This window comes from Labrys sp. HAY1-8F, assembly GCF_056754975.1.
This window is the reverse complement of sequence record NZ_JBPGWZ010000002.1, coordinates 1,147,718-1,170,432: the sequence shown is the minus strand read 5'-3', so window position 1 is coordinate 1,170,432 and position 22,715 is coordinate 1,147,718. Positions and strand designations below refer to the sequence as shown.

Sequence of the window (22,715 nt, the reverse complement as noted above, 5' to 3'; positions counted from 1 at the left end):
GATTGCTGGCATGACCGCCAAATCGCAAAACGCTTGGGATCAGCGTGCGCTGGCTGTGCCGGCACGCTTGGCGAGAGAACGCTCGAGGCTGCCGAGCGCATCGTAGATGAGCACGGCGAGGAGCGCGACGATGACGCCGCCTTGCAGGATATAGGCGGTATTGGTGGTGGTGATGCCGGCCATGATCACTTCGCCGAGGCTCTTGGCACCGACGGTGGAGCCGATGGTGGCCGTGCCGAGATTGACCACGAAGGAAAGGCGTATGCCGGTGAGGATCACCGGAAGGGCGAGCGGCAGCTCCACCTTGGTCAGGCGTTGCCAGCCGGTCATGCCCATGCCGCGGGCCGCGTCGAGAGCGGTGGTCGGAACGCTCTTCAGGCCCGCCATGGTGTTCTCGAAGATCGGCAGCAGCCCGTAGAGGGTGAGGGCCAGCAAGGTGGGCTCAGCGCCGAAGCCGAGCGAGGGCACGGCGATGGCGAGCACGGCGATCGGCGGGAAGGTCTGGCCGATATTCACGATGGTGCGCGACAGCGGCAGGAATTCGGCGCCCGCCGGCCGTGTCACGAAGATACCCGCGACCAGGGCCAATGTGCCGCCGATCAGGGTGGAGACGGCGACCAGGCCGAGATGGCTGAGGGCGAGGAACAGCAGGCTGCCTTGGCGATAGACAGCCGGTGCGCCATTGTCGTTGAGCGGTGCCAGGACCGACGTGAACAGCTCCGTGTCCAACAGCAGCAGCAGCAGCAGGATGAGGGCGAGCGCCCTGGCGCCGTAACCGAGCCATTTCATGCGGGCGAGCTTTCCACGCGATGCGCTTCTGCGCCTGCCTGGCCCAGGATGGCCGGCAGGGTGATGCGGCCGCGCGGCGTGCCATCCGCTGCCGCCACCGGCAGTGCCTGCGTGCCAGCCCACAGCAACTCGGAGAGTGCATCGCGCAGCGTCGCGGTTTCCTGCACGGGCTTGCCCTCGGCGGTACCCGGCTGCACGGAATCGGCGACCTTGAGCAAGGAGAGCAGGCGCAGCGAGCGGTCAGGGCCGCCGATCAGGCGTTCGACGAAACCGGGAGCCGGATTAGTGAGGATTTCCGTCGGTGTGGCATATTGCAGGAGCTTGCCGCCATCCATCACGCCGATGCGGTTGCCCAGCAGCATGGCCTCTTCCATGTCGTGGGTGACCAGGACGACGGTGATGCCGAGCCGGCGTTGCAGAGCGAGCAGATCCTCCTGCGCCTTGGCCCGGATGATCGGGTCGAGCGCCCCGAAGGGCTCGTCCATCAGCAAGACCGCCGGCTCGGCGGCCAGAGCGCGAGCGACACCGACGCGCTGCTGTTGGCCCCCGGACAATTGATGCGGCAGTTTTTCGGCATAGGTGGCCGGGTCGAGATCGAACAGGCGCAGCAGTTCGTCGACGCGCTTGGCTATACGAGCCTGGTCCCAGCCGAGCAGGCCCGGCACGGTGCCGATATTACGGGCCACCGTCCAATGCGGGAAGAGACCGTGGCCCTGGATGGCATAGCCGATGCCCCGGCGCAGCTCCTCACCCGACAGGCTGGAGGTGTCGCGGCCATTGATCAGGACTGTGCCGGCAGTCGGTTCGATCAGGCGGTTGATGATGCGCAGCAGCGTAGACTTGCCGCTGCCGGAGGTGCCGACCAGCACCGTAATCGTGCCGCGCTCGATGATGAGCGAGACATCGTCGACGGCCAGCTGGGAGCCGAAACGGCGGCTGACTTGCCTGACTTCGATCATGCGTGCCGTCCTTTAAGTGTGTCGACGATGGCATCGAGAATGATGGCTGCCGAAAAGGCGAGGGCGATGGTGGGGATGGCACCGAGCAAAACGAGGTCGATGGCCGTGGCGCCCATGCCGTTTTGCACATAGACGCCGAAGCCGCCGCCGCCGATCCAGGCGGCGATGGTGGCCAGGCCGATATTCTGCACCAGCACGATGCGCACACCTGTCAGGATGACGGGGAAGGCGAGGGGCAGCTCGACCTGGAACAGGCGTTGCCACTGCGTCATGCCCATGCCGCGGGCGGCATCCACGACGTTGAAGGAAACGGAGTCGAGGCCGATCGCCGTGTTGGAAACCACCGGCAGCAGGGAATAGAGGAACAGCGCGATCAAGGCCGGCGAGGCGCCGGTGCCATGCACGCCGATGGCTTCGACGATGGGATAGGTTTTGGCCAGATAGGTCAGCGGCGCAATCATCAGGCCGAACAGTGCCAGCGACGGGATCGTCTGGATCATGTTGAGCGCCGGCAGCACCACGCTGCGCAATCCCGGCTGGCGCTGGCAGAGAATGCCGAGCGGCAGGCCGACGACCAGGGCGCCGAGCAGGGAGGTGAGGGCAAGCGTGACGTGCACCCCTGCATTGGCGGCGAAGCCCGAGCCGTTGGTGTTGTATTCCTTCATGATCGACAGCCCGCTCCAGTGCCCCGAGAGCAGGAAGGCCAGGAAGACCGCCAGCGTGAGCAGCAGGGCGACAACCCTCTGGGCCGGGCGTAGCGACAGCTTGACCAACGCGTCGGTGAGCAGGATGGCGAAGGAGAAGGCGAGCAGCCAGAACCCGGCGGCAGGGCCGACCCGCGGCCTGGCATTGCCTGGCGGGATCAGGACCTCAGGCACCAGGCCGATCAGGATGGCCAGGAGCACCAGGACACCGGCCGCCAGGGAGAGCCGGAGCCGCGGGGAACTCCGGCGCAGGAGCAAAATCAGGCAGAGGACGAGCAGGGCCAGGCTGGCCCAGGCAAGGCTTGCGGGAAGCGCCTGGATGAAGCCGATGCCCTGGGCCTGGCCGATGCGGCTCGGCCGGAAATTGGCGAAAGGCAGCAACAGCGCCGCGGCGGCGATGACGGCCATCACGACGCCGAGCTTGTCGAAGGCCAGGGCACGCGTGCCCGTGGCGGCGGGCGGCGCCGGGAAAGCACCGTTGTCGGCTTGAACCTCCCCGGCGCCTGCACTCACTTCACCAGACCCTTCTTCTTGAGATAGTCGGTTGCCACGTCCTTTGCCGCCTCGCCGTCGACCTGGATGCGGCCGTTGAGCTCCTGCAGCGTGGTGAGGTCGAGGCTGGCGAAGACCGGCTTCAGCCATTCAGCGATCTCGGGATGGGCCTTGAGTACGGATTCGCGGATGACCGGGGTCGGCGCATAGACGGGCTGGACCGATTTGTCGTCGTCGAGCACCACGAGGTTGCCCGCGGCAATACCGCCATCCGTGCCATAGACCATGGCGGTGTTGACGCCGTCCGTCTGCTCGGCCGCCGCCTTGATGGTGGAGGCGGTGTCGCCGCCCGAAAGCACCACGAGCTGGTCGGACGAGAGCTTGAAGCCATAGGTGGTCTGGAAGGCGGGCAGGGCGCCGGCACTGTTGACGAACTCGGCCGAGGCAATCAGCTTCACCTTGCCGCCGCCGGTGACGAACTTACCGAAATCGTCGAGCGATTTCAGCTTGTTGGTGTCAGCCACATCCTTGCGGATGGCGATGGCCCAGGTGTTGTTGGCGGGGGCCGGATCGAGCCACACCAGCTTGTTGGCGTCGTAGTCGAGCTTCTTGGCCTCGGCATAGCCCTTTGCAGCATCCTTCCACAGGCCGTCATCGGCCTTGTTGAAGAAGAAGCCGGCATTGCCGGTATATTCGGGATAGAGGTCGATATCACCCGCGACCAATGCCTTGCGCACGATCGGCGTGGTGCCGAGCCCGACCCGGTTATTGACCGACAGGCCGTGGGATTCCAGCACCTGCACGATCAGGTTTCCGAGCAGATTGCCTTCGGTATCGATCTTGGAGGCGACGGTGACGTCGGCGGCCTGGGCCATGCCGGCGGTCGCCATCATGGCGACGGCAGCCGCCGCGGATGTCAGCCGGGCCGCCCGCTTGCCGATGAGGGAGCGGAGGGGGAGCGAGAATGGCATCTTGTGATCCTCTTGGTGTCCTTTGAACGACGCCGGAAGCTGGAAGGGTTGTGCCGACGGTCGATGATTCAGATTCTGAAGTGGAGCGAGGCCCCGTATCTTGTTGATCCGACTCCGGAACTCGTACCGGCAGTCTTTGTTCAGGCGTCTCGTGCCGTCCCCGTCGCGAGGCTGGCGCAGAGCGCCGCGACACCGATCCACAGGCTGGCCGACCAATAGGCCACGATCGCCAGAGGGTGGGTGCCGCGACACAGCGATTTCGCAAGCTGGCAAATATCGCTGTTGCTGACAAGGCAAAGCCCAGCATCGGGAAGCGAGAGATAATTGTAGCCGATCACATCCCTGTAGGTAATCCACCACCAGAGCAAGGACAGGGTGACGATGGCTACACCCAGGATGAGGAGAATTCGCGGATATAAGGGCAGGACGCTCATGAAAGGACCAATCCCAGCGCCGCCAGAATTTCCCGGCGCAGATGCACCAGGTCCACGTCGTCGCGATGGCGGGGATAGGGCTTGTCGATAGGAAATTCCGCCTTGATCCGCGCGGGCCGGTCGGAGAACACGATAACGCGCGACGCGAGCAGCAGCGCCTCTTCGACGTCATGGGTCACGAGCAACGCCGTGAAGCCCGTGCGCTGCCATAGCGACACCAACTCGTCCTGCAGGGCGAGGCGCGTCAGGGAATCGAGCTTGCCCAGCGGCTCGTCGAGCAGCAGCAGCGCGGGGTCGTGCACCAGGGCCCTTGCGAGCGAGGCTCGTTGGGCCATGCCGCCCGAAAGCTGGTGGGGATAGGCATCGGCGAAGCGCTCGAGCCCGACCAGAGACAAGGCATGGCCTATGCGATGGCGCTGACGGGCGAGCACGCCGCGCGCCTCCAGCCCGGCCGCGACATTCTTGCGGACGGTGAGCCAGGGAAACAGGGTCGGGTCCTGGAAGACCAGGATGCGGGAGGGATCGGGTGCCCCGACCGCGTTGCCGTCGGCCAGGATCGTGCCGGTGGCGGGGGGCTCCAATCCTGCGATCAGGCGAAGAAGGGTGGACTTGCCACACCCCGAGGGACCGAGCAGGGCGACGAATTCGCCGGGCGCGACCTTGAGATCGATGCCATCCAGTACGGGCAGTTCCGCGCCCGAGAGATCGAAATGATGGCTGACGCCGTGGACGTCGATGCCGATGCTGTGGCCGGAGACAGCCATCAGATGAAGCCCTTCTGCCAGGTGAGGAGGCGATCGCGCAGCACGAAGAGCAGCTTCACGATACCGGCGCAGATGACGGACATGATCAGCAGCGTTGCGTAGACGTTGGCATAGCCCGAATAGGCGGTCTGGAACTGGATGTACCAGCCGAGCCCGTATTTGGCGCCGAGCATCTCGGCGACCACCAGGACTGCGAATGAGTAATAGAGGCCCATGAACAGGCCAACGAAGACATGTGGCAGGGAGGCGGGAATGGCGATGTTGCGGATCAGATACCAGCTCTTGGCGCCAAAGATGCGGCTGACGTCGTAATAGGCCCGGTTGACCGAAGCGACGCCGGAGGCCGTCAGGATGGCGACGGGAATGCCGGAGGCAAGCGCCACGATGAACACGCTGGCATCGAAGGTATTGGGGAAGAAATAGAAGGTGCAGGGGATCCAGGCCGTGGCCGGAACCGGGCCGATCAGCTTGAGGATCGGCATGCCCCAATAGCTGAAGCGCTTCGACCAGCCCAGCGCAATGCCGAGCCCATAGCCGACGGCGATGCCGCAGAAGAAGCCGGCGGACCACAGGCGCAGCGAATAGGCGATGCAGATCAGAAGGCGCTGGCTCTCGGTGACGTAGACGTGGAGCAGGCCATGCGGAGGCGAGAAGAACGGCTTGGGCAGCCAGCCGGTCTTGGCTGTCGAGAGTTCCCACAGCGCCAGCCAGACGCCGATGGCAGCGAACCAGGGACCGTAATGCAGCAGCGTGCGTCCCAGCCCGCCAAGACGGTGCACGGCAAAGGCTAGGGCCAGGAAGACCAGCGCCGCTGTGCCGGTAAGGGCGGCGAACAGACCAGCGCTGCCCCAGGGGACCACGTCGGGCAAGCCGATCGTGATGCCCGCAGTGGCCGCCAGAGCGGCCGAGGCAAGCAGCCCATGCTTCCACACGCCGTTCCAGAGGGCCTGCAGGGAAGCCTGTGAAGGCGGCCTCGCCTTGAGGACTCCGGAGTTGGGCGCGCGCAGGGTATCGCTCATGACAAGACCTCAGGCGAGCAGGTTGATGGTGATCCGCTCGGCGAACTCCTTGGGATCGGTGGTGGGATCGAGCACTTTGACCAGCTTGAGATCTTCAGCCGCCAGGCGGATCTGGTCGATCAGCGGCTGGCCGATCGGATGGTTGTGGTAGACCAGCGTTCCCAGGATTTCGGTAAGCTGAGCGGTCGTCAGGCCGGCGGGCTTGAGCGTTTCGAAATACCATTGCGCCACCTCGTCGGGATGGTTGGCGGTATATTCATGGATCTCGATATTCGCCTCGGCGAGGCGACGCAGCGCATCCTTGTTCGCTTCCAGGAAGGGGCCGTTGGCGCCGAGGACGCAGCAGGTGTGGTTCTCGTAATAACCCGTCTGGGTGTCGGCGATCTTGGTGAAGCCGAATTGCTTCTCGATGGCCCAGGCCCAGGGATCGAGATGGGCGGCAAGATCGACATCGCCTCGGTTCAGCGTCTCGCCGACGAGATCGAAGGGCACAGCCTTCCAGGTCACGTCGGTTTCCGGATCGAGCCCGGCCTTGGCGAAGCTGACCTGGAAAGCGACCTGGGGCGGAGCGCCGATGCCATAGGTGGCGATGGTCTTGCCCTTGGCGTCCGCCAGCGTCTTGATGCCGGAATCCTTGCGTGTGAGCAGGCGCTGGCAGCCGCCATGGGAGCCGACGAAGAGCTTGACGTCGAAACCTTGCTCCAGGGGCTTCAGCCAGTCTCCGATCAGGCCGGCGCCGGCATCGGCCTTGCCGGTGGCGAGAGCCTGGATCAGCGTCTGGCCGCTGGCGCCCTGGTAGAACAACTCGACGTCGAGATTGTGCTTGGCGTAGATGCCCTTGGCCACGCCGAAGCCGAGCGGCGAGTGGCAGGCAGCCACCTCCGTCCAGGCCAGGCGGATCTTGGGCGCTGGCGCCGCGATGGCGGGCGAGAAGATCCGGCCACCGACGGCGCCGAGGGAGGCGAGGGCACCGGCCGTTCCGGCCAGTTTGAGCGCCCTGCGGCGCGAGAAAGTGGGGAGTTTGGACATGGGTTTCATCCGTGGCCGGCTGGGCGGTGAAAAGACTGTGTCATCCCCGGCGAGCGAAGCGAGGGAAGGGGATCCAGGGGCCATCAGTCGAGCCCTTCAGTTCCTGGACCCCCTTCCCCTCGCACTCACAAGCAAGCTTGTGAGGCTCGGCCGGGGATGACAGGCGCTATTCTCGAGCGATGTTTTAGGCCGCCTTACGTTCCGCGGCGTCGTGCTCGTCTTCGGCAGTGGCCAGGGCCTGCGTCAGGTCGGCGATGATGTCGTCCGGGTGCTCGATGCCGATGGACAGGCGCACATAGCCGGGCGTCACCCCGGTCGCGAGCTGGTCTTCCGGCGTCAGCTGCTGATGGGTGGTCGAGGCCGGGTGGATGGCGAGCGAGCGGGCATCGCCGATATTGGCGACGTGGTAGAGCAATTTGAGTGCGTCGATGAAGCGCTTGCCGGCCTCGACACCGCCCTTGAGCCGGGGAAGATGACATGGCTGACGCCTGGGTGCTTGGCGAGGAAGTCCGCCACCTTGATGGCGTTCTCATTGTGCTGGCGCAGGCGCAGCGGCAGGGTTTCCAGCCCCTGCAGCAGCTGGAAGGCGTTGAAGGGCGACAGGGCCGCGCCGACGTCGCGCAGGAGCTTCACCCGCACGCGCAGAATATAGGCGATCGGCCCGAGCGGCTTGGCGGCCTCGGTCCAGATGGCGCCGTGATAGGCCTCGTCCGGCTGGGTCAGCAGCGGGAAGCGTTCGGCATGGTCTTCCCAGGGGAAATTGCCGCCATCGACGATCAGCCCGCCGATGGAGGTGCCATGGCCGCCGATGTATTTAGTCGCCGAATAGACCACGACGGCTGCGCCATGTTCGAGCGGGCGGGCGATCAGCGGCGCGGCGGTATTGTCGACGATGAGGGGAATGCCGATCGAGCGGCCGATGTCGGCGATCTCGCGGATTGCCAGCACCTGCAGCTTGGGATTGGGCAGCGTCTCGGCATAGAAGGCGCGGGTCTTGTCGTCGCTCGCCCGGCGGAAATTCTCCGGATCGGAGGGATCGACGAAGCGGACCTCGACGCCGAACTGCTTGAGGGTCGAAGCAAACAGGGTCCAGGTGCCGCCATAGAGGTCGGTGGACGAGACGATATTGTCGCCGGCCTGGGCGAGGTTGAGGATCGAATAGGCCGAGGCCGTCTGCCCCGACGAGACAGCCAGGGCGGCCGCGCCGCCCTCGAGGGCGGCAATGCGCTGTTCCAGCGCGTCGGTCGTCGGGTTCTGTACGCGCGTATAGATGTTGCCGAGCTCCTCGAGCGCGAAGAGGCGCGCGGCGTGGCCGGTATCCTGGAACTGGTAGGAGGTGGTCTGGTAGATCGGCACCGCCACCGCACCGGTGGCCGGATCGGCGCGATAGCTGCCGCCATGCAGAGCGAGGGTTTCGAAATGCCGGGAGTCGGTGGTCATGCGAATGGCTCCGGAGGAGGGGCTTGAGGTCAGTAGTTTCGGATCAGTAGGCGGACGCGACCTGTGCGGTTTTGCTGGTATCGATCAGGTCGGAATGGTGGCGGCGGGCGACGTCGGGGTGAGAGCGCAGGCGGCTCTTGAGATAGTTGCGTCCGGCCTCGCGGAAGAGCGGATTGAGCGGGTCATGCGTCAAGCCGCGTGCTTCGGCTGCGAGTTCCGGTGCAAGCGTCAGCAACGGTACTTCGGCTTCGAGATTGGCGCCGAGGAAGAAGGGCACCGACAGTCGGTCGGTTCCGGCGGGCGGCGAGACGACGCGATGGATGTTGGCGCGCAGATAGCCGTTCGAAGCCAGTTCAAGGATCTCGCCTATATTGACGACGAAAGTGCCGGGAATGGGCGGTGCCTCGATCCAGCCATGCTCTCCCTCGACCTGCAGGCCACCCTGCACATCCTGCAGCAGCAGCGTGAGGAAACCCGAATCCTTGTGGGCACCGACGCCCTGGTCGCCCTCGCTGGCCTCGCGGCCGGGATAGCGCACGATCTTGAGGAGCTGGTTGGGTTCGGGTGTGTAGATCGGCTCGAAGGCATCAGCCTTCTGGCCCAAGGCAAGCGCGAAGGCACTGAGGACACGAACGCCGAGCTGGGTGATTTCACTGAGATAGCGCAGCGTGATGAGCTGCAATTCGGGCAGGGCTGCGGGCCATTGATTGGGACCTTGCAGGCGGTGCCAGGCCGGGGTTGCGGGGTCGAGGGGACGGGCCCTCTTCTCGGCGCCGATGTCGACCTGCTCGCGCCAGTCCGGCTTGCCGCGCGTATGCTCGAAACCGGCCCGGTTATAGCCGCGGAAATGCGGCGACTTGATCATCTCGATCGCCAGCTTGTCCTGTTCGGGCAGGTCGAAGAAGCGACGTGACAGGCGCAGCACGTCACCGATCAACTGCTGGGGGATGCCGTGACCGGTCAGGTAGAAGAAGCCGGGGCCGCGGGCCGCCTCGCGCAGGTCCTCCAGGAAGGCCTTGCGTTCCGCCGGCCCGGCCTCGAACCAGCGGAAATCGAGGATAGGCAGGCTTTCGGCTGAAGTCGTCATGGCGTTGGACCGTCTGGTTGAATCTCTGTGTGAAATCGACCATGGCGGTATTTATAAGTCAACTGATTTTATAGACTATATAGAATTATAACGACGGACTGCCGAAATAACGTCTTTCGGCCAGAGAGTTAGGTACCAGAACGGAATCAGATCGTGAACGGTCCGCACTGGAAGAAGAGGCCGGATTGCAGGCCAAATTCCATGCAGCTGGGGCGGGAAATTAATTATTGACTAAATCTATCAACTATTGGGATTATAGAGGCCGATATGCCTAAGGATGACCTGATGACCGCGCTCTGGACCCGCCGCTTCCTGCTTGCCGCCGCGCCCGCACTTGCCGTGACCGCCGCCCTTGGACCCGCGCGCGCCGCGACGAAGACGGTGCGTGTCGGCTATCAGAAATACGGCACCTTCCTGCTGCTCAAGGCGCGCGGTAATCTGGAACGCAAGCTCGAGCCGCTCGGCTTCGGCGTGACCTGGACGGAGTTTCCCGGTGGGCCGCAATTGCTGGAAGCCCTGAATGTCGGCGCGCTCGATTTCGGCATCACCGGTGAGGCTCCGCCGATCTTTGCCCAGGCCGCTGGCGCACCCCTGGTCTATGTCGCCAACGAACCGGCTGCCCCCCTCAGCGAGGCGATCCTGGTGCGCAAGGATAGCCCGCTGCAATCGGTGGCGGAGCTGAAGGGCAAGAAGGTCGGGCTCAACAAGGGATCGAACGTTCACTATCTCCTGGTCAAGGCGCTGGAGAAGGCGGGCCTGGCCTATGGCGACATTCAGACCGTGTTCCTGACGCCTTCCGATGCACGAGCCGCTTTCGAGCATGGCGACATCGATGCCTGGGTGATCTGGGACCCCTTCCAGGCAGCGGCCGAGATCGCCGTCGAAGCGCGCCAGCTCGCCAATGGCGAGGGACTGGTCGCCAACCGGCAATTCTATCTGGGTGAACGCTCCTTCACCGAGGCCAATCCGGCCGCGATCGACGCCGTCCTGGCCGCCATCAATGAGATCGACCAATGGGCCAAGGACCATGTCGACGAGGCGGCGAAGGAACTCGCCCCCGCCGTCGGCATTCCCGCGCCGGTGCTCAAGCTGGCGCTCGGCCGGCAGTCCTGGAACGTGCAGCCGATCACTGCCGAGACGGTGGCCGCCCAGCAGCAGATTGCCGACACCTTTCATGAGCTCGGCCTCATCCCGAAGGCGATCAAGATCGCCGACGCGCTACGTCCCGGCGTGACGCTCTGAGCAGGGAGGGACCGATGGCATCGCAACGCATCAATGGGCTGACCCAGCGCCTGGTTGGACGATTGATTCCTTGGCTGCTGCCCGTGCTGCTGCTGGCCGGCTGGGAGCTTGCCGCCGATCTCGGCTGGCTGCAGGCGCGGGTGCTCTCGGCACCGAGTGCGGTGGCGCTCGCCTTCTGGCAGACGCTCCAGGATGGCAGCCTCCTGCACAATGTTGGCGTCAGCGCCGGACGCGCATTGCAGGGCCTTGCCATTGGCGGCCTCATCGGTTTCGCGCTCGGCGTCGCCAATGGCGTTTGGCGCCCGGCCGAGCTCTTGCTCGACTCCACCCTGCAGATGCTGCGCAACGTGCCGCACCTTGCCATCATTCCGCTGGTGATCCTGTGGTTCGGCATCGGCGAGAGCGCCAAGATCTTCCTGGTCGTCCTCGGCGTGCTCTTTCCCGTCTACATCAATACCTATCACGGCATCCGCACCATCGATCCGCATCTCACCGAGATGGCTCGTGTCTACGGCCTGGGCCCGGTGGCGCGATTCTGGCGGGTGATCCTGCCGGGCGCCCTGCCGTCGGTCTTCGTGGGCCTGCGCTACGGCCTTGGCATCATGTGGCTGACGCTGATCGTGGCTGAGACCATCTCCGCTTCATCGGGCATCGGCTACATGACCATGAATGCCCGCGAATTCCTGCAGACGGACGTCATCCTGCTCGGCGTGATCATCTATGCCGTGCTCGGCAAGCTCTCCGACACGCTGGTGAAGCTGCTCGAACAGGCCGCCCTGCAATGGCATCCCACCTATGCGCGACCCCGCCGGGAGGCACTAGCTTGACCCACGCTCTGCTCCATGTCGAAGACGGCTATTTCACTCCCGAATTGACCCGCAACAGCCTGGCGCCGTCGAATTTCGTCGCGCCGTCCCCCAAACCCAAGGGATTGGCGATCGAGCTGAAAGGGGCATCCAAAGCCTTCGATCACCGCGTCGTGCTCGACAGGCTCAATCTCACCATCAAGCCGGGCGAGTTCGTCGCCGTCGTCGGGCGTTCGGGCGGCGGCAAATCCACGCTTTTGCGCCTCATTGCGGGCCTCGACCGCCCCAGCGCCGGCGAGGTGGCGATCGGCGGGGCAGCCGCGCAAGGTGCGCATGCCGGAGCCCGTCTGATGTTCCAGGACGCGCGGCTGCTGCCCTGGCAGCGCGTGATCGGCAATGTCGGCATCGCCCGCGGTCCGAACTGGCGCGGCCTAGCGCAGGCCGCGCTCGATGAGGTGGGGCTGGGGGATCGGGCCAATGAATGGCCGAGCGTGTTGTCCGGCGGGCAGAGACAGCGTGTCGCGCTGGCGCGCGCCTTGGTCAGCCGGCCCGACATCCTGCTGCTCGACGAGCCCTTCGGCGCGCTCGACGCCATGACGCGGGTGGAGATGCATCAATTGCTGTCGCGGATCTGGCGCGAGCACGGCTTCACCGCCATCCTCATCACGCACGACGTGTCGGAAGCGGTAGCGCTGGCGGATCGGGTGATCGTGCTGCGCGAAGGCGCCGTGGCGCTCGACCTGGCCATCGACCTGCCGCGCCCGCGTCGCGATGACGAGCGGACGGCCAAGCTGGCGAGCTGCGTGCTGTCCTACGTTTGATCCTTCTGCCGATATGAAAAAGGCCAGGGCAAGCATGCTGCCCTGGCCTTTTCGCTTGTGCTATGTCCGAGGATCGGAGGCTCAACCGCCCGCGAAGAAGGCGAAGCGGACGACGAAAAGAGCGGCGACCAGCCAGGTGGCGAGATGCACCTGGCCGGGCCGGCCGGTGAGGGTCTTGAGAGCGCAATAGCTGATGAAGCCGAAGGCGAGGCCGTTGGCGATCGAATAGGTGAAGGGCATCATCAGCGCGGTCAGCGCGGCCGGAGCGGCCTCGGTGATGTCGTCCCACTCCACTTCGAGCAGTTCGCGCATCATCAGGCAGGCCACGTAGAGCAGAGCGGGCGCAGTGGCGTAAACAGGCACGGAACCGGCGAGCGGCGAGAAGAACAGCGCGGCCAGGAACAGGATGGCGATGACGATGGCGGTGAGGCCGCTGCGCCCGCCGGCCTGCACGCCGGACACGCTTTCAACATAGGCGGTGGTCGAGGAGGTACCCAGCAGCGAGCCGGCGAGAATGGCGGAGCTGTCGGCCAGCAGAGCGCGGCCGAGGCGGTTGGGCTTGTCGGGCTGGATCAGGCCGGCGCGCTTGGCAACGCCGATCAGCGTGCCGGTGGCGTCGAACACCTCGACCAGCACGAATACCAGGATGACATGCACCAGGCCCGCATGCATGGCGCCGACCAGGTCGAGCTGCAGGAAGGTCGGCAGGATGGAGGGCGGCATGGAGATGACGCCGCCGAACTTGCTGACGCCGAGTGCGATCGAAAGCGCGGTGATGACGAGAATGCCGATCAGGATGGCGCCGCGAACCTTGAGTACGTCGAGCGCCGCGATGATGAAGAAGCCGAGGATGGCCAGCAGTGTGCCGGTCTCCTTGAGCGAGCCCAGGGTAACCAGTGTGGCGGGACTGGCGACCACGATGCCCGAGCTCTTGAGGGCGATGATGCCGAGGAACAGGCCGATACCGGCCGCGATGGCCGATCGCATCGAGTGCGGAATGCCGGCGATCAACCAGCTGCGCACGCCGGTGACGGTCAGGACCAGGAAGATACAGCCGGAGATGAACACCGCGCCCAGCGCCTGCTGCCAGGTGAAGCCCATGGTGCCGACGACGGTGAAGGCGAAGAAGGCGTTCAGGCCCATGCCCGGCGCCATGCCGATCGGCCAGCGGGCGACCAAGCCCATGATCAGCGAGCCGAGGGCCGCGGCCAGGCAGGTCGCGACGAAGACCGCATTGCGGTCCATGCCGGTGGTCGACAGGATCTCCGGATTGACGAAGATGATATAGGCCATGGTGAGGAAGGTGGTGATGCCGGCGATCACCTCCGTCCGCACCGAGGTGCCCTGTTCCTTCAGTTTGAAAAACGCGTCCAGCACGGTTTGCTTCCTCTCTTGCGGCACGCGCATGACCTTGGTCGCGCGTCTGGCCATCCCTGTAAAGCGATCTCGATCGCCTGTTCGGGGCTGGCCTCTGCCGAGCGTTATGACTCCCTAAGCAGCATTTCTGCTTCAACCCAAAGGATGAGACCAGAAATTGCTGCGTCTTCTCAAGTTTTTTGCTGGTGCTTTCGGGCGGGAACCATGTTCCGACCCGAAAACATCAGCTGTGGCGCCCGCCGGATTGTTCTTCCCACGAGGGGATGGTGGCTGCCATTCGTTCGACGCGGCAAGATACCAGCTTCAAACCATTCCTTTCTCCGTTGCTTTGCCTAGAGACACAAGGCTTTCAACAGCCGGCTAAGCTGGAAGGTCTTTCGCAATTATTTGTAAGAGAAGGGGGAGGGAAGTGGAGGGTTTCCGCGCGACTTGCAGAGGCCTTCGGGGATGAGCGCCGTTCTCGATCCGCCTTGCATGGGGCTGCGCTGGGCTCTCATCCACCTTGCGCAGCGGCCTTGCTGGCATACAGCATGGAATTACGCTCACTATACAGCGTGCCTGTGGGGTTGGCCATTGGTCCGATGAGTTACTGACTGGCCGACCGTCTTTTTGTCCGATCATTACGGCACATTGAGTTCATGCAAGTCAGTGTCTATGGAGGGAACAAACGAAGTTCGTGGAGACCAAAAAAATCCACGAACAACAGTTGACTAATTTTGTGGACTATTTATTTTTGTGTCATCGGCTTCTCACGGAGTCGATCGCGGGCATTTGAGCGTGCAGCTTGCGCCGCGTCATCAAACGCTAAAGCGCCACGGCTGATGTCGTGGGCTCCAAACAGGAAGTGACCCATGATCGCGATCAGCGGGACAGGTATCAAAAAGCCAGACGGAAAGATGTGTTGCAGCTGTTGTTGTTGAAGCTGGTCTGAACGCATGCATTCCCTGTCTTTCCGGAGCGCCACCAAGTGGCGGCCTTATCATGTCTCATCCCTCCAATTCCGAATCCTATGTTATTGAGATCTCCGGTGCCGCTGTCGGCATCGTGGTGCGCGAACCCCAGGCGCGCCGCTTTGCGTTTCATGCTGCGAGCCGGCGCTTCAGCCGTTTCGACGGCATGACCTTCGTGGGTCCGCGTGATGCCGAACGCTATCTCTCTGGCCAGGTTGCCAGGCGCCTGCACTCCCTCATGGAGGAGTTGGTGGCGTGAACGCACCTGTGAGAGTGGAAAGCCTGACCTTGCCTGGTGAGGTGGAGGCAGTCGAACCGATCGTGCGCTTCGAACGCGTGTCGCGTTCCTTCGCCGCGCGCAAGGGCAGTTCTGCCGTGTTCGCGCTCGACGATCTCAGCCTGGAGATTCCGCGCGGCGAGATCTTCGGCGTGATCGGGCGCAGCGGTGCCGGTAAATCGACGCTGCTGCGGCTGATCAACGGGCTGGAGCGGCCGACCAATGGTCGCGTCGTCGTCGACGGCATCGAGGTCGATGCCCTCAGCGAAAGCCAGTTGCGCCCGGTCCGCCGGTCCATCGGCATGGTGTTCCAGCACTTCAATCTTTTATCCTCGCGCACAGTCTTCGAGAATGTGGCGCTTCCCCTGGAAGTGGCCGGTATCGCCGCCGCCGAGATCCGGGAGCGCGTCGAACCGCTGCTCGATCTGGTCGGGCTGGCAGACAAGCGCAACCGTTATCCGGCGGAGCTGTCGGGCGGCCAGAAGCAGCGCGTCGGCATCGCCCGCGCCTTGGCGACCCGGCCCAAGATCCTGCTTGGCGACGAGGTGACCTCGGCGCTCGACCCGGAGACGACGGCCTCCATCCTGGCCCTGCTCGCCGATATCAACCAGCGCCTCGGCGTCACCATCGTGCTGATCACGCATGAAATGTCGGTGATCAAGGAGATCTGCCATCGGGTTGCCGTGCTCGAGGCCGGCAAGCTGATCGAGACGGGGCGCGCCTTCGAGGTGTTGACCCAGCCGCGCCATGCCACCACGGCCAGTTTCGTGCGCGGTGTCACCGGTGTCGAACTGCCGGCCGATCTGGCCCGGCGCCTCGCCGACCAGCCGAGCCCGGGCAGCCACGCGGTGCTGCGCATCACCTTCACCGGCTCGCATGCTACAGCGCCGGTGGTCAGCCGTCTCACCACCATTCTCGGCATCGACATCAATATCCTGGCCGGTCGCATCGATACGATCGGTGGCGAGCCCTTCGGAGCACTCCTGGTTTCGGTGCCAGGCGACGAGGCAACCCGGCTTGCCGTGGTCGCGGCGGTGGAGAGGCTCAATCTGCAAGGGGAGGTGATTGGCTATGTCGCCTGAAATCCTCAGAGTCATTCGTGATGCCACCGGCGATTCCCTGATCATGGTGGGTGTCTCCATCCTGTTCGGTACGCTTTTCGGTTTGCCCCTCGGCATCTTCCTGGCCACCAGCCGGCGTGGCGAGTTGCTGGCTTCACCCAAGGCCAATGCCGTGCTCGGCGCCATCGTGAATGCCGTGCGCTCGGTGCCCTTCATCATTCTCATTGTCGCGATCATTCCGTTCACGCGTTTCGTGGTCGGCAGTTCGATCGGCCTGAAAGGCGTGATCGTGCCGTTGACGATCGCGGTCGCTCCCTTCATCGCCCGTATCGTGGAAAGCGCCATTCGCGAGGTCGATGCCGGGCTGATTGAGGCGGCGCGCTCCTTCGGGGCCACACCGTTCCAGATCATCCGCAAGGTGCTGTTTCCCGAGGCCCTGCCGGGTCTCGTGCTCGGCCTCACCCTCACCACGGTCAGCCTGATCGGCTATTCGGCCATGGCCGGCGTAGTCGGTGGCGGCGGCCTGGGGGATGTCGCCATCCGCTATGGCTATCAGCGCTTCATGCCCGAAGTGATGGGGGCGGTGGTGGTCATCCTCATCCTGCTCGTGCAGGGCGTGCAGTCGGCGGGTGACCTGGCCGCTCGGAAACTCAACAAGCGCGTGCGGCAGGACTGATATCGAGTCTCGCAGATGCCGAGGCATCCGAGACCTGAACACCTCGCAAATTATTGGGTAAACGCAGTGATTTGCGAGACGGAACCGAGAGTCATTTCCAGTGCCTCTCGACATGATTCAACGTCTATCTAAAACAGGAAAGACTCCCATGTCCGCCTACACATTGACGCGCCGCCGCCTCGCCGGTGCTGCCCTGGCCCTGGTCTTTGCCCTCGCTCCCGCCGGTGCGGCCTTTGCTGCCGACAAGCTCAAGCTCGGCGTCATGGGTGGCGACGAGGAGCGCATCTGGGAGGTGGCCAAGAAGGTTGCCGCCAAGGATGGGCTCGATATCGAACTGGTTTCCTTCTCCGACTTCGCCATTCCCAACGAGGCGCTGGAGAAGGGCGACCTCGATGCCAACGCCTTCCAGCACAAGCCCTATCTCGATAGCCAGATCGCGGCCCGCGGCTACAAGATCGTGCCGATCGGCTATACGCTGGTGCAGCCGATCGCCCTCTATTCGAAGAAGCTGAAGGCCTTCGCCGACCTGAAGGAAGGCGCCGTCATCGGCATTCCCAATGATCCCTCCAATGGCGGCCGCGCCCTCAAGCTCCTTGAGGCCAATGGCCTGATCAAGCTGAAGACCGCCGATGGCCAGGTGCCGAGCGTGCTCGACGTCACCGACAATCCCAAGAAGGTGGAATTCAAGGAGATCGAGGCCTCGCAGCTCGCCAATCTGCTGCCCGATCTCGACGGTGCGGTGATCAACACCAACTACGCCCTCGGCGCCGGCCTGACGCCGGCCAAGGATGCGCTGATCCAGGAGAGCCGCACCAACAATCCGTATGGCAACTTCATCGCCGTGCGCGAAGCCGACAAGGACAAGCCGATCTTCAAGAAGCTGGTCGCCTCCTACCAGAATCAGGAAGTGGCCGATTTCATCAACGCCAACTTCAAGGGCGCGATCCAGCCGGCCTGGTAAGATCGTTTCAGGGGTGCGCCGGCTGACGGTTGGCGCACCCACTTCCGGACCGCACTCAGCCCGATGATCGTCATCGGCTGCAAGCGGGTCGGGCCCCAGGCGAGAGCAGAAGCTCTCGAATTTTTTGGCCATAAATTCTATAAAATCTATAGACATAAGTTTATCGCTGTTGCACCATCCGCCCACGATGCGCCGTTGGGTGCCAGCGAAAGGGGAGGCGAGGCCTCCACTGCTTCTTTCAGATGACGGATACGAACATGAATATCGCCGTGAAGCTGCCGCCGGTTACGGCACCGAATCTGCGCGACGCCATGCGGCTGGTGGCTGGCGGCGTCAGCGTCATCACTGCGGGTGAGGGGGACGAGCGTACCGGCCTCACGGCGACCTCGGCCGTGTCGCTGTCGGTCGAACCACCGACCATGATCATCTGCGTCAACCGCGATGCCTCGGCCTGGCCGATCATCCGCCGCTATGGCCATTATTGCGTGAACATCCTGGCCGACCACCAGCGCCACGTCGCCGATCGCTTCGCGGGGCGGGGCGGCATCAAGGGGGTGGCCCGGTACGAAAACGCCGGCTGGAACCGCCTCTTCACCGGCGCCCTGGCGCTGGAGGGGGCGCTCGCCTCCGTCGATTGCGAGGTCGAGGAGTTCATCGACCGCCACAGCCATTCCATCATCATCGGTGCCGTACGCGGTATTCGCACCGCCGATGGCAGGCCGCTCGTCTATGCCCAGGGCGGCTATGGCGGCTTCCATCCTGCCTGATTCAAGAAGACCGGGATCACCATGACCATTTCCGTTGCGCCGCCGCTCACCTCCGAGCCACCTCAATTCGATCTCCAGCCTAAGGCCCATGTCATCACGTCCGATGCCGAGGCGATCGAGATTGCCACGACTCTGGCGGCGGAATTCGCGGCCGAGGCGGCGCTGCGCGATCGCGAACGGCTTCTGCCGGCGGTGGAACTCGACCGTTTCTCCAAGAGCGGCCTTTGGGGAATAACCATTCCCAAATCCTATGGCGGTGCCGGCGTCTCCTGGGTGACGCTGACGGAGGTGATCAAGCTGATCTCGGCGGCGGATCCTTCCATCGGCCAGATCCCGCAGAACCATCTCGCCGCCGTGGACGTTATCAGGGCCACCGCGTCGGAAGAGCAGAAGAAATTATGGTTCGACCGCGTGCTCTCGGGCTACCGGCTCGGCAACGCCTTCTCCGAGGCCAAGTCCAAGCATGTCGGTGCCTTCGAGACCACGCTCACGCCCGATGGCGATGGCTACCGGGTCAAGGGCGAGAAGTTCTACGCCACCGGAGCGCTGTTCGCGCATTACATCCATATCGGCGCCGTCGATCCCGCCGGCAAGGTGCATCTGGCCATCGTGCCTCGCGATGCCGAAGGCCTTGATATCATCGACAATTGGTCGAGTTTCGGGCAGCGCACCACGGCGAGCGGCAATGTCCGCGTCGACAATGTCCGGGTTGGCCCCGAGGGCGTCATACCGGCCTATCTCGGCGGCGAGAATCCCTCGACCAACGGGGCGGTCTCCCAGATCATCCAGGCCGCCGTCGATGCCGGCATTGCGCGCGGCACTATCGAGGAGACCATCAAGTTCGTGCGCAACAACGTTCGGCCCTGGATCGATAGCGGCCAGGAGCACGGTTATGAGGATGTCTTCACCATCGCCCAGATCGGCGATCTCAAGATCAAGCTGCATGCCGCCGAGGCCCTGCTGGAGAAGGCCGGGCGGGCTGTCGACGCGATCGTGGAGCAGCCGACCGAGGAGGGCGTGACGGCGGCTGCCGTCGCGGTTGCCGAGGCCAAGGTGCTGACCACCGAGATCGCCATCCTCGCCACCAACAAGCTGCACGAACTCGGCGGTACGCGCTCGACCCTGGGCCAGTACAATCTGGACCGGCATTGGCGCAATGCCCGCACCCACACGCTGCATGATCCGGTACGCTGGAAATTCTTCCATGTCGGCAATCACGCCCTGAACGGCGTGAGCCCGCCGCGCCACCCCTGGAGTTGATTTCTCCGGGTGCGCGGGCGTCTCGCCCGTCCTTGGAAACATCGAATAAGCCGGAAGGAAGAGCGGGCGAGACGCCCGCGCACCCGGAATAGGACTAAATCATGCCCACTGCCGCCGCCCTGACCGCCGATACCCCACCTGAGCGCCTGGTTGCGTTCAAGGCACCTGCCTTGCGGGCCGGCAAGGCCCATATCATCAAGGATGACGCCGAGGCACTCGCTGCCGCGCGCAAGGTCGCGGCCCGCATCGCCGAGACCGCGATCGAACGGGATCGCGAGCGGCGCCTGCCCTATGAGGAACTCGACTGGCTGTCCGATGCCGGCCTGCTCGCCATCACCGTGCCGAAGGCTTATGGTGGCGCCGAGGTATCATCCGGCACTCTGGCGGAGGTGATTGCGCTTCTCTCCGCGGCGGATGGTTCGATCGGCCAGATTCCGCAGAACCACTTCTTCATCCTGCATGCCCTGCGCCTGGAAGGCAGCGAGGAGCAGAAGCGCTTCTTCTATGGCCGCATTCTGGCCGGCGAGCGCATCGGCAATGCCCTGTCCGAAATCGGCACCAAGACGGCCCAGGACCACAACACCCGCCTCAGCAAAGAAGGGCCGGTGCTGCGCCTCAATGGGCGCAAATTCTATTGCACCGGTGCCTTGTTCGCCCATTGGGTGGCCGTGGTGGCCAATGACGATGAGGGGCGTTCGACCATCTCCTTCGTGCCGCGGTCGACACCGGGGCTCGAGGTCATCGACGATTGGGCAGGCTTCGGCCAGCGGGTTACCGGCTCGGGCACGACCACGCTCGACAATGTCGAGGTGCATCCCTTCTCGGTGATTTCGTTGAAGGCCGTCTTCGACCGGCCGACCTCGATGGGGCCGGTGGCGCAGATCATGCACGCCGCCGTCGAGGCCGGTATCGCGCGGGCCGCGCTCGCCGAGACGCTGAGCTTCGTGAAAAAGCATGCGCGTCCCTGGAAGGACAGCGGCCTCGATCATGGCTATGAGGATCCCTATACGATCGCCGGCATTGGCGAGGTGAAGATCCGTGTGGCCTCCTCCGATGCGCTGCTGGAGCGGGCCGGGCGCTTTTCCGACATCGCCGTGGCCGATCCCACGGTGGAGACGGTCGCGGCCGCCTCGATAGCCGTCGCCGAGGCCAAGGTTGCCTCCACCGAGGCTTCGCTGCTCGCCGGCAGCAAGCTGATCGAATTCGCCGGTTCGCGCGCCACCCAGACCCAGTTCGGCTTCGACCGTTTCTGGCGCAACGCCCGCACCCACACCGTGCACGATCCCGTGCGCTGGAAATACCGCGCCATCGGCGACTACTGGCTCAACGGCATCAATCCGCCGCGCCACGGCGCCATCTAAGCAAAAGCCCGTTCATGAACACGCGAACCGAATTGGCCCGACCTCCATAAGCGCTGACTTAACCGCCGAAGGCGCCGGGAGCATGGAGGGTCGATCTCCAGATCGACCGTCTTCGCGCCCCATCTCGTCCTACGTTTCCAAGACGGTCGATCTGGAGATCGACCCTCCAATATACGACCAGAGACTTTACCATGCCCTATGATCTCGACCTGCCCCCGCCCGCCCAGGAAACCGATGTGCTCTGGTTCCTGCCGACCCATGGCGACGGGCGCTATCTCGGCAGCGAGGAGGGCGCGCGGCATGTCTCGCTCGGCTACCTCTCTCAGATTGCCAAGGCCGCCGACGAACTCGGCTATTTCGGTGTGCTACTGCCCACCGGCCGTTCCTGCGAGGACAGCTGGGTCATCGCCTCGGCCATGGTGCCGCTGACCAAGCGCCTGCGCTTTCTGGTGGCGATCCGTCCCGGCCTGACCACGCCGGCCTTCGCGGCGCGCTCGGCGGCGACGCTCGACCGGCTCTCCGACGGGCGGCTGCTCATCAATGTCGTCACCGGCGGCGATCCGGTGGAGCTGAAGGGGGACGGCGTCTTCCTCGACCATAAGGAGCGCTACGAGGTCACCGACGAATTCCTCGATATCTGGCGCGACCTCCTGCAGGGCGGCAAGATCACTCGCGAGGGCAAGCATCTGCGCATCGAAGATGGTGTGCTGCTCTATCCTCCGGTGAGCCAGCCCTATCCGCCGCTCTATTTCGGTGGATCGTCGGAAGCGGGTAACGAGGTCGCCGGCAAGCATGTCGACGTCTACCTGACCTGGGGCGAGCCGCCCCAGCAGGTCGCGGAGAAGATCGCCAATGCCAAGGCGGTCGCCGCCAAATATGGCCGCACGCTCACCTTCGGCATCCGCCTGCATGTGATCGTGCGCGAAACCTCGGCCGAGGCCTGGCAGGCGGCGGATGCCTTGATTTCCAAGCTCGACGACGAGACCATCGCCACGGCCCAGAAGGTGTTCGCACGCATGGATTCGGTGGGGCAGAGCCGTATGCGGGCCTTGCATGGTGGGTCGCGTGACAAGCTGGAGATCAGCCCCAATCTGTGGGCCGGTGTCGGCCTGGTCCGCGGCGGGGCCGGCACCGCGCTGGTCGGCAATCCCGACGAGGTGGCCGAGCGCATGAAGGAATATATGGCGCTCGGCATCGACCGCTTCATTCTCTCTGGTTATCCGCATCTGGAGGAATGCTATCGCTTCGCCGAACTGGTCTTCCCCAAGCTTCCCCTGAAGAAGACCACCGGCAACGATCTTGGGCCCGCCCGCAATGCCGGCCCCTTCGGCGAGGTCATCGCCAATGTCGTGGCGCCTTCCAATCGTAAGGCGGCAGCAGGATAATGGTGTGCCGGTCTTTTCAGCTCCATCAAGTGATGGAGCGAGACCGGCATCAATCTTCTTCCAACAAGGATTGCCGGTCTGAA

22 protein-coding genes and 1 pseudogene are annotated in these 22,715 nt (G+C 64.2%); 11 read left to right on the top strand and 12 right to left on the bottom strand.

Annotated elements, in window-relative coordinates; translation table 11 throughout:
• Positions 1-39 precede the first annotated feature (39 nt).
• The 10 genes and pseudogenes from ACR9ZN_RS14485 to ACR9ZN_RS14440 all read right to left on the bottom strand — a co-directional run bounded on the left by ACR9ZN_RS14485 (position 40) and on the right by ACR9ZN_RS14440 (position 9,688).
• A complete protein-coding gene (locus ACR9ZN_RS14485) occupies positions 40-789 on the bottom strand; it encodes an ABC transporter permease (RefSeq protein ID WP_481272512.1) in 750 nt (249 codons plus the stop codon).
• Complete coding sequence (locus ACR9ZN_RS14480) at positions 786-1,748, bottom strand: ABC transporter ATP-binding protein (RefSeq protein ID WP_441772348.1); 963 nt, start codon at positions 1,746-1,748, stop codon at positions 786-788. Before ACR9ZN_RS14480 ends, ACR9ZN_RS14485 begins: the two co-directional genes overlap by 4 nt.
• Entirely contained in the window at positions 1,745-2,860 is a 1,116-nt protein-coding gene (locus ACR9ZN_RS14475) for an ABC transporter permease (protein ID WP_454816793.1), read from the bottom strand. Before ACR9ZN_RS14475 ends, ACR9ZN_RS14480 begins: the two co-directional genes overlap by 4 nt.
• Positions 2,861-2,961: 101 nt before the next feature.
• A complete protein-coding gene (gene osmF, locus ACR9ZN_RS14470; protein ID WP_434959661.1) occupies positions 2,962-3,837 on the bottom strand; it encodes a glycine betaine ABC transporter substrate-binding protein OsmF in 876 nt (291 codons plus the stop codon).
• Positions 3,838-4,055: 218 nt separating this feature from the next.
• Positions 4,056-4,349, bottom strand: coding sequence for a hypothetical protein (locus tag ACR9ZN_RS14465; protein WP_434957095.1), 294 nt, complete (start codon positions 4,347-4,349; stop codon positions 4,056-4,058).
• On the bottom strand, positions 4,346-5,113 hold the full coding sequence (locus ACR9ZN_RS14460) for an ABC transporter ATP-binding protein (RefSeq protein ID WP_481272511.1): 768 nt from the start codon (positions 5,111-5,113) through the stop codon (positions 4,346-4,348). The genes ACR9ZN_RS14465 and ACR9ZN_RS14460 overlap by 4 nt, the downstream gene beginning before the upstream one ends.
• Entirely contained in the window at positions 5,113-6,132 is a 1,020-nt protein-coding gene (locus ACR9ZN_RS14455; protein WP_454814549.1) for an ABC transporter permease, read from the bottom strand. Before ACR9ZN_RS14455 ends, ACR9ZN_RS14460 begins: the two co-directional genes overlap by 1 nt.
• 9 nt (positions 6,133-6,141) lie before the next feature.
• Positions 6,142-7,161, bottom strand: a complete 1,020-nt coding sequence (locus tag ACR9ZN_RS14450; protein ID WP_322431304.1) for an ABC transporter substrate-binding protein — start codon at positions 7,159-7,161, stop codon at positions 6,142-6,144.
• Between the two features lie 184 nt (positions 7,162-7,345).
• A pseudogene (locus ACR9ZN_RS14445) lies at positions 7,346-8,601 on the bottom strand (O-acetylhomoserine aminocarboxypropyltransferase/cysteine synthase family protein).
• 43 nt (positions 8,602-8,644) lie between these two features.
• Positions 8,645-9,688 (bottom strand): isopenicillin N synthase family dioxygenase, encoded by a 1,044-nt coding sequence (locus ACR9ZN_RS14440; RefSeq protein WP_481272510.1) that lies wholly within the window; start codon positions 9,686-9,688, stop codon positions 8,645-8,647.
• Between the two features lie 285 nt (positions 9,689-9,973).
• Here ACR9ZN_RS14440 and ACR9ZN_RS14435 point away from each other — a divergent pair, with 285 nt between their 5' ends.
• Genes ACR9ZN_RS14435 through ACR9ZN_RS14425 form a run of 3 tightly spaced genes read left to right on the top strand, consistent with a single transcriptional unit; the run spans position 9,974 to position 12,557 of the window.
• The gene (locus ACR9ZN_RS14435) at positions 9,974-10,930 is read left to right on the top strand and encodes a sulfonate ABC transporter substrate-binding protein (protein WP_481272509.1); all 957 of its coding nucleotides are present in this window, start codon (positions 9,974-9,976) and stop codon (positions 10,928-10,930) included.
• A gap of 14 nt (positions 10,931-10,944) precedes the next feature.
• The gene (locus ACR9ZN_RS14430) at positions 10,945-11,757 is read left to right on the top strand and encodes an ABC transporter permease subunit (RefSeq protein WP_481272508.1); all 813 of its coding nucleotides are present in this window, start codon (positions 10,945-10,947) and stop codon (positions 11,755-11,757) included.
• Positions 11,754-12,557, top strand: coding sequence for an ATP-binding cassette domain-containing protein (locus ACR9ZN_RS14425; RefSeq protein ID WP_481272507.1), 804 nt, complete (start codon positions 11,754-11,756; stop codon positions 12,555-12,557). The genes ACR9ZN_RS14430 and ACR9ZN_RS14425 overlap by 4 nt, the downstream gene beginning before the upstream one ends.
• Before the next feature lie 81 nt (positions 12,558-12,638).
• Here ACR9ZN_RS14425 and ACR9ZN_RS14420 read toward each other — a convergent pair whose 3' ends face one another.
• Positions 12,639-13,964, bottom strand: coding sequence for an NCS2 family permease (locus ACR9ZN_RS14420; protein WP_434959660.1), 1,326 nt, complete (start codon positions 13,962-13,964; stop codon positions 12,639-12,641).
• A gap of 697 nt (positions 13,965-14,661) precedes the next feature.
• Entirely contained in the window at positions 14,662-14,871 is a 210-nt protein-coding gene (locus ACR9ZN_RS14415; RefSeq protein ID WP_481272506.1) for a hypothetical protein, read from the bottom strand.
• Between the two features lie 44 nt (positions 14,872-14,915).
• Between ACR9ZN_RS14415 and ACR9ZN_RS14410 the strand changes: the two genes are divergently transcribed.
• From ACR9ZN_RS14410 to ssuD, 8 genes are all read left to right on the top strand, one after another.
• Positions 14,916-15,143 carry a hypothetical protein gene (locus ACR9ZN_RS14410; RefSeq protein ID WP_434957085.1) on the top strand — a complete coding sequence of 76 codons (228 nt, stop codon included), beginning with the start codon at positions 14,916-14,918 and terminating at the stop codon, positions 15,141-15,143.
• Complete coding sequence (locus tag ACR9ZN_RS14405) at positions 15,140-16,243, top strand: methionine ABC transporter ATP-binding protein (protein WP_434957084.1); 1,104 nt, start codon at positions 15,140-15,142, stop codon at positions 16,241-16,243. The genes ACR9ZN_RS14410 and ACR9ZN_RS14405 overlap by 4 nt, the downstream gene beginning before the upstream one ends.
• Positions 16,233-16,898 (top strand): methionine ABC transporter permease, encoded by a 666-nt coding sequence (locus tag ACR9ZN_RS14400; protein WP_434957083.1) that lies wholly within the window; start codon positions 16,233-16,235, stop codon positions 16,896-16,898. The genes ACR9ZN_RS14405 and ACR9ZN_RS14400 overlap by 11 nt, the downstream gene beginning before the upstream one ends.
• Before the next feature lie 148 nt (positions 16,899-17,046).
• Positions 17,047-17,859 (top strand): MetQ/NlpA family ABC transporter substrate-binding protein, encoded by an 813-nt coding sequence (locus ACR9ZN_RS14395; RefSeq protein ID WP_481272505.1) that lies wholly within the window; start codon positions 17,047-17,049, stop codon positions 17,857-17,859.
• A 257-nt stretch (positions 17,860-18,116) separates the two neighbouring features.
• Positions 18,117-18,626: a flavin reductase family protein gene (locus ACR9ZN_RS14390; protein ID WP_454814534.1), complete on the top strand. Its 510-nt coding sequence runs from the start codon at positions 18,117-18,119 to the stop codon at positions 18,624-18,626.
• A gap of 21 nt (positions 18,627-18,647) precedes the next feature.
• Positions 18,648-19,886, top strand: a complete 1,239-nt coding sequence (locus ACR9ZN_RS14385; protein WP_481272504.1) for an SfnB family sulfur acquisition oxidoreductase — start codon at positions 18,648-18,650, stop codon at positions 19,884-19,886.
• Between the two features lie 101 nt (positions 19,887-19,987).
• Positions 19,988-21,247: an SfnB family sulfur acquisition oxidoreductase gene (locus ACR9ZN_RS14380; RefSeq protein ID WP_481272503.1), complete on the top strand. Its 1,260-nt coding sequence runs from the start codon at positions 19,988-19,990 to the stop codon at positions 21,245-21,247.
• Positions 21,248-21,438: 191 nt separating this feature from the next.
• Positions 21,439-22,632, top strand: a complete 1,194-nt coding sequence (gene ssuD, locus ACR9ZN_RS14375; protein ID WP_434957078.1) for an FMNH2-dependent alkanesulfonate monooxygenase — start codon at positions 21,439-21,441, stop codon at positions 22,630-22,632.
• The last annotated feature ends 83 nt before the right edge of the window (positions 22,633-22,715 follow it).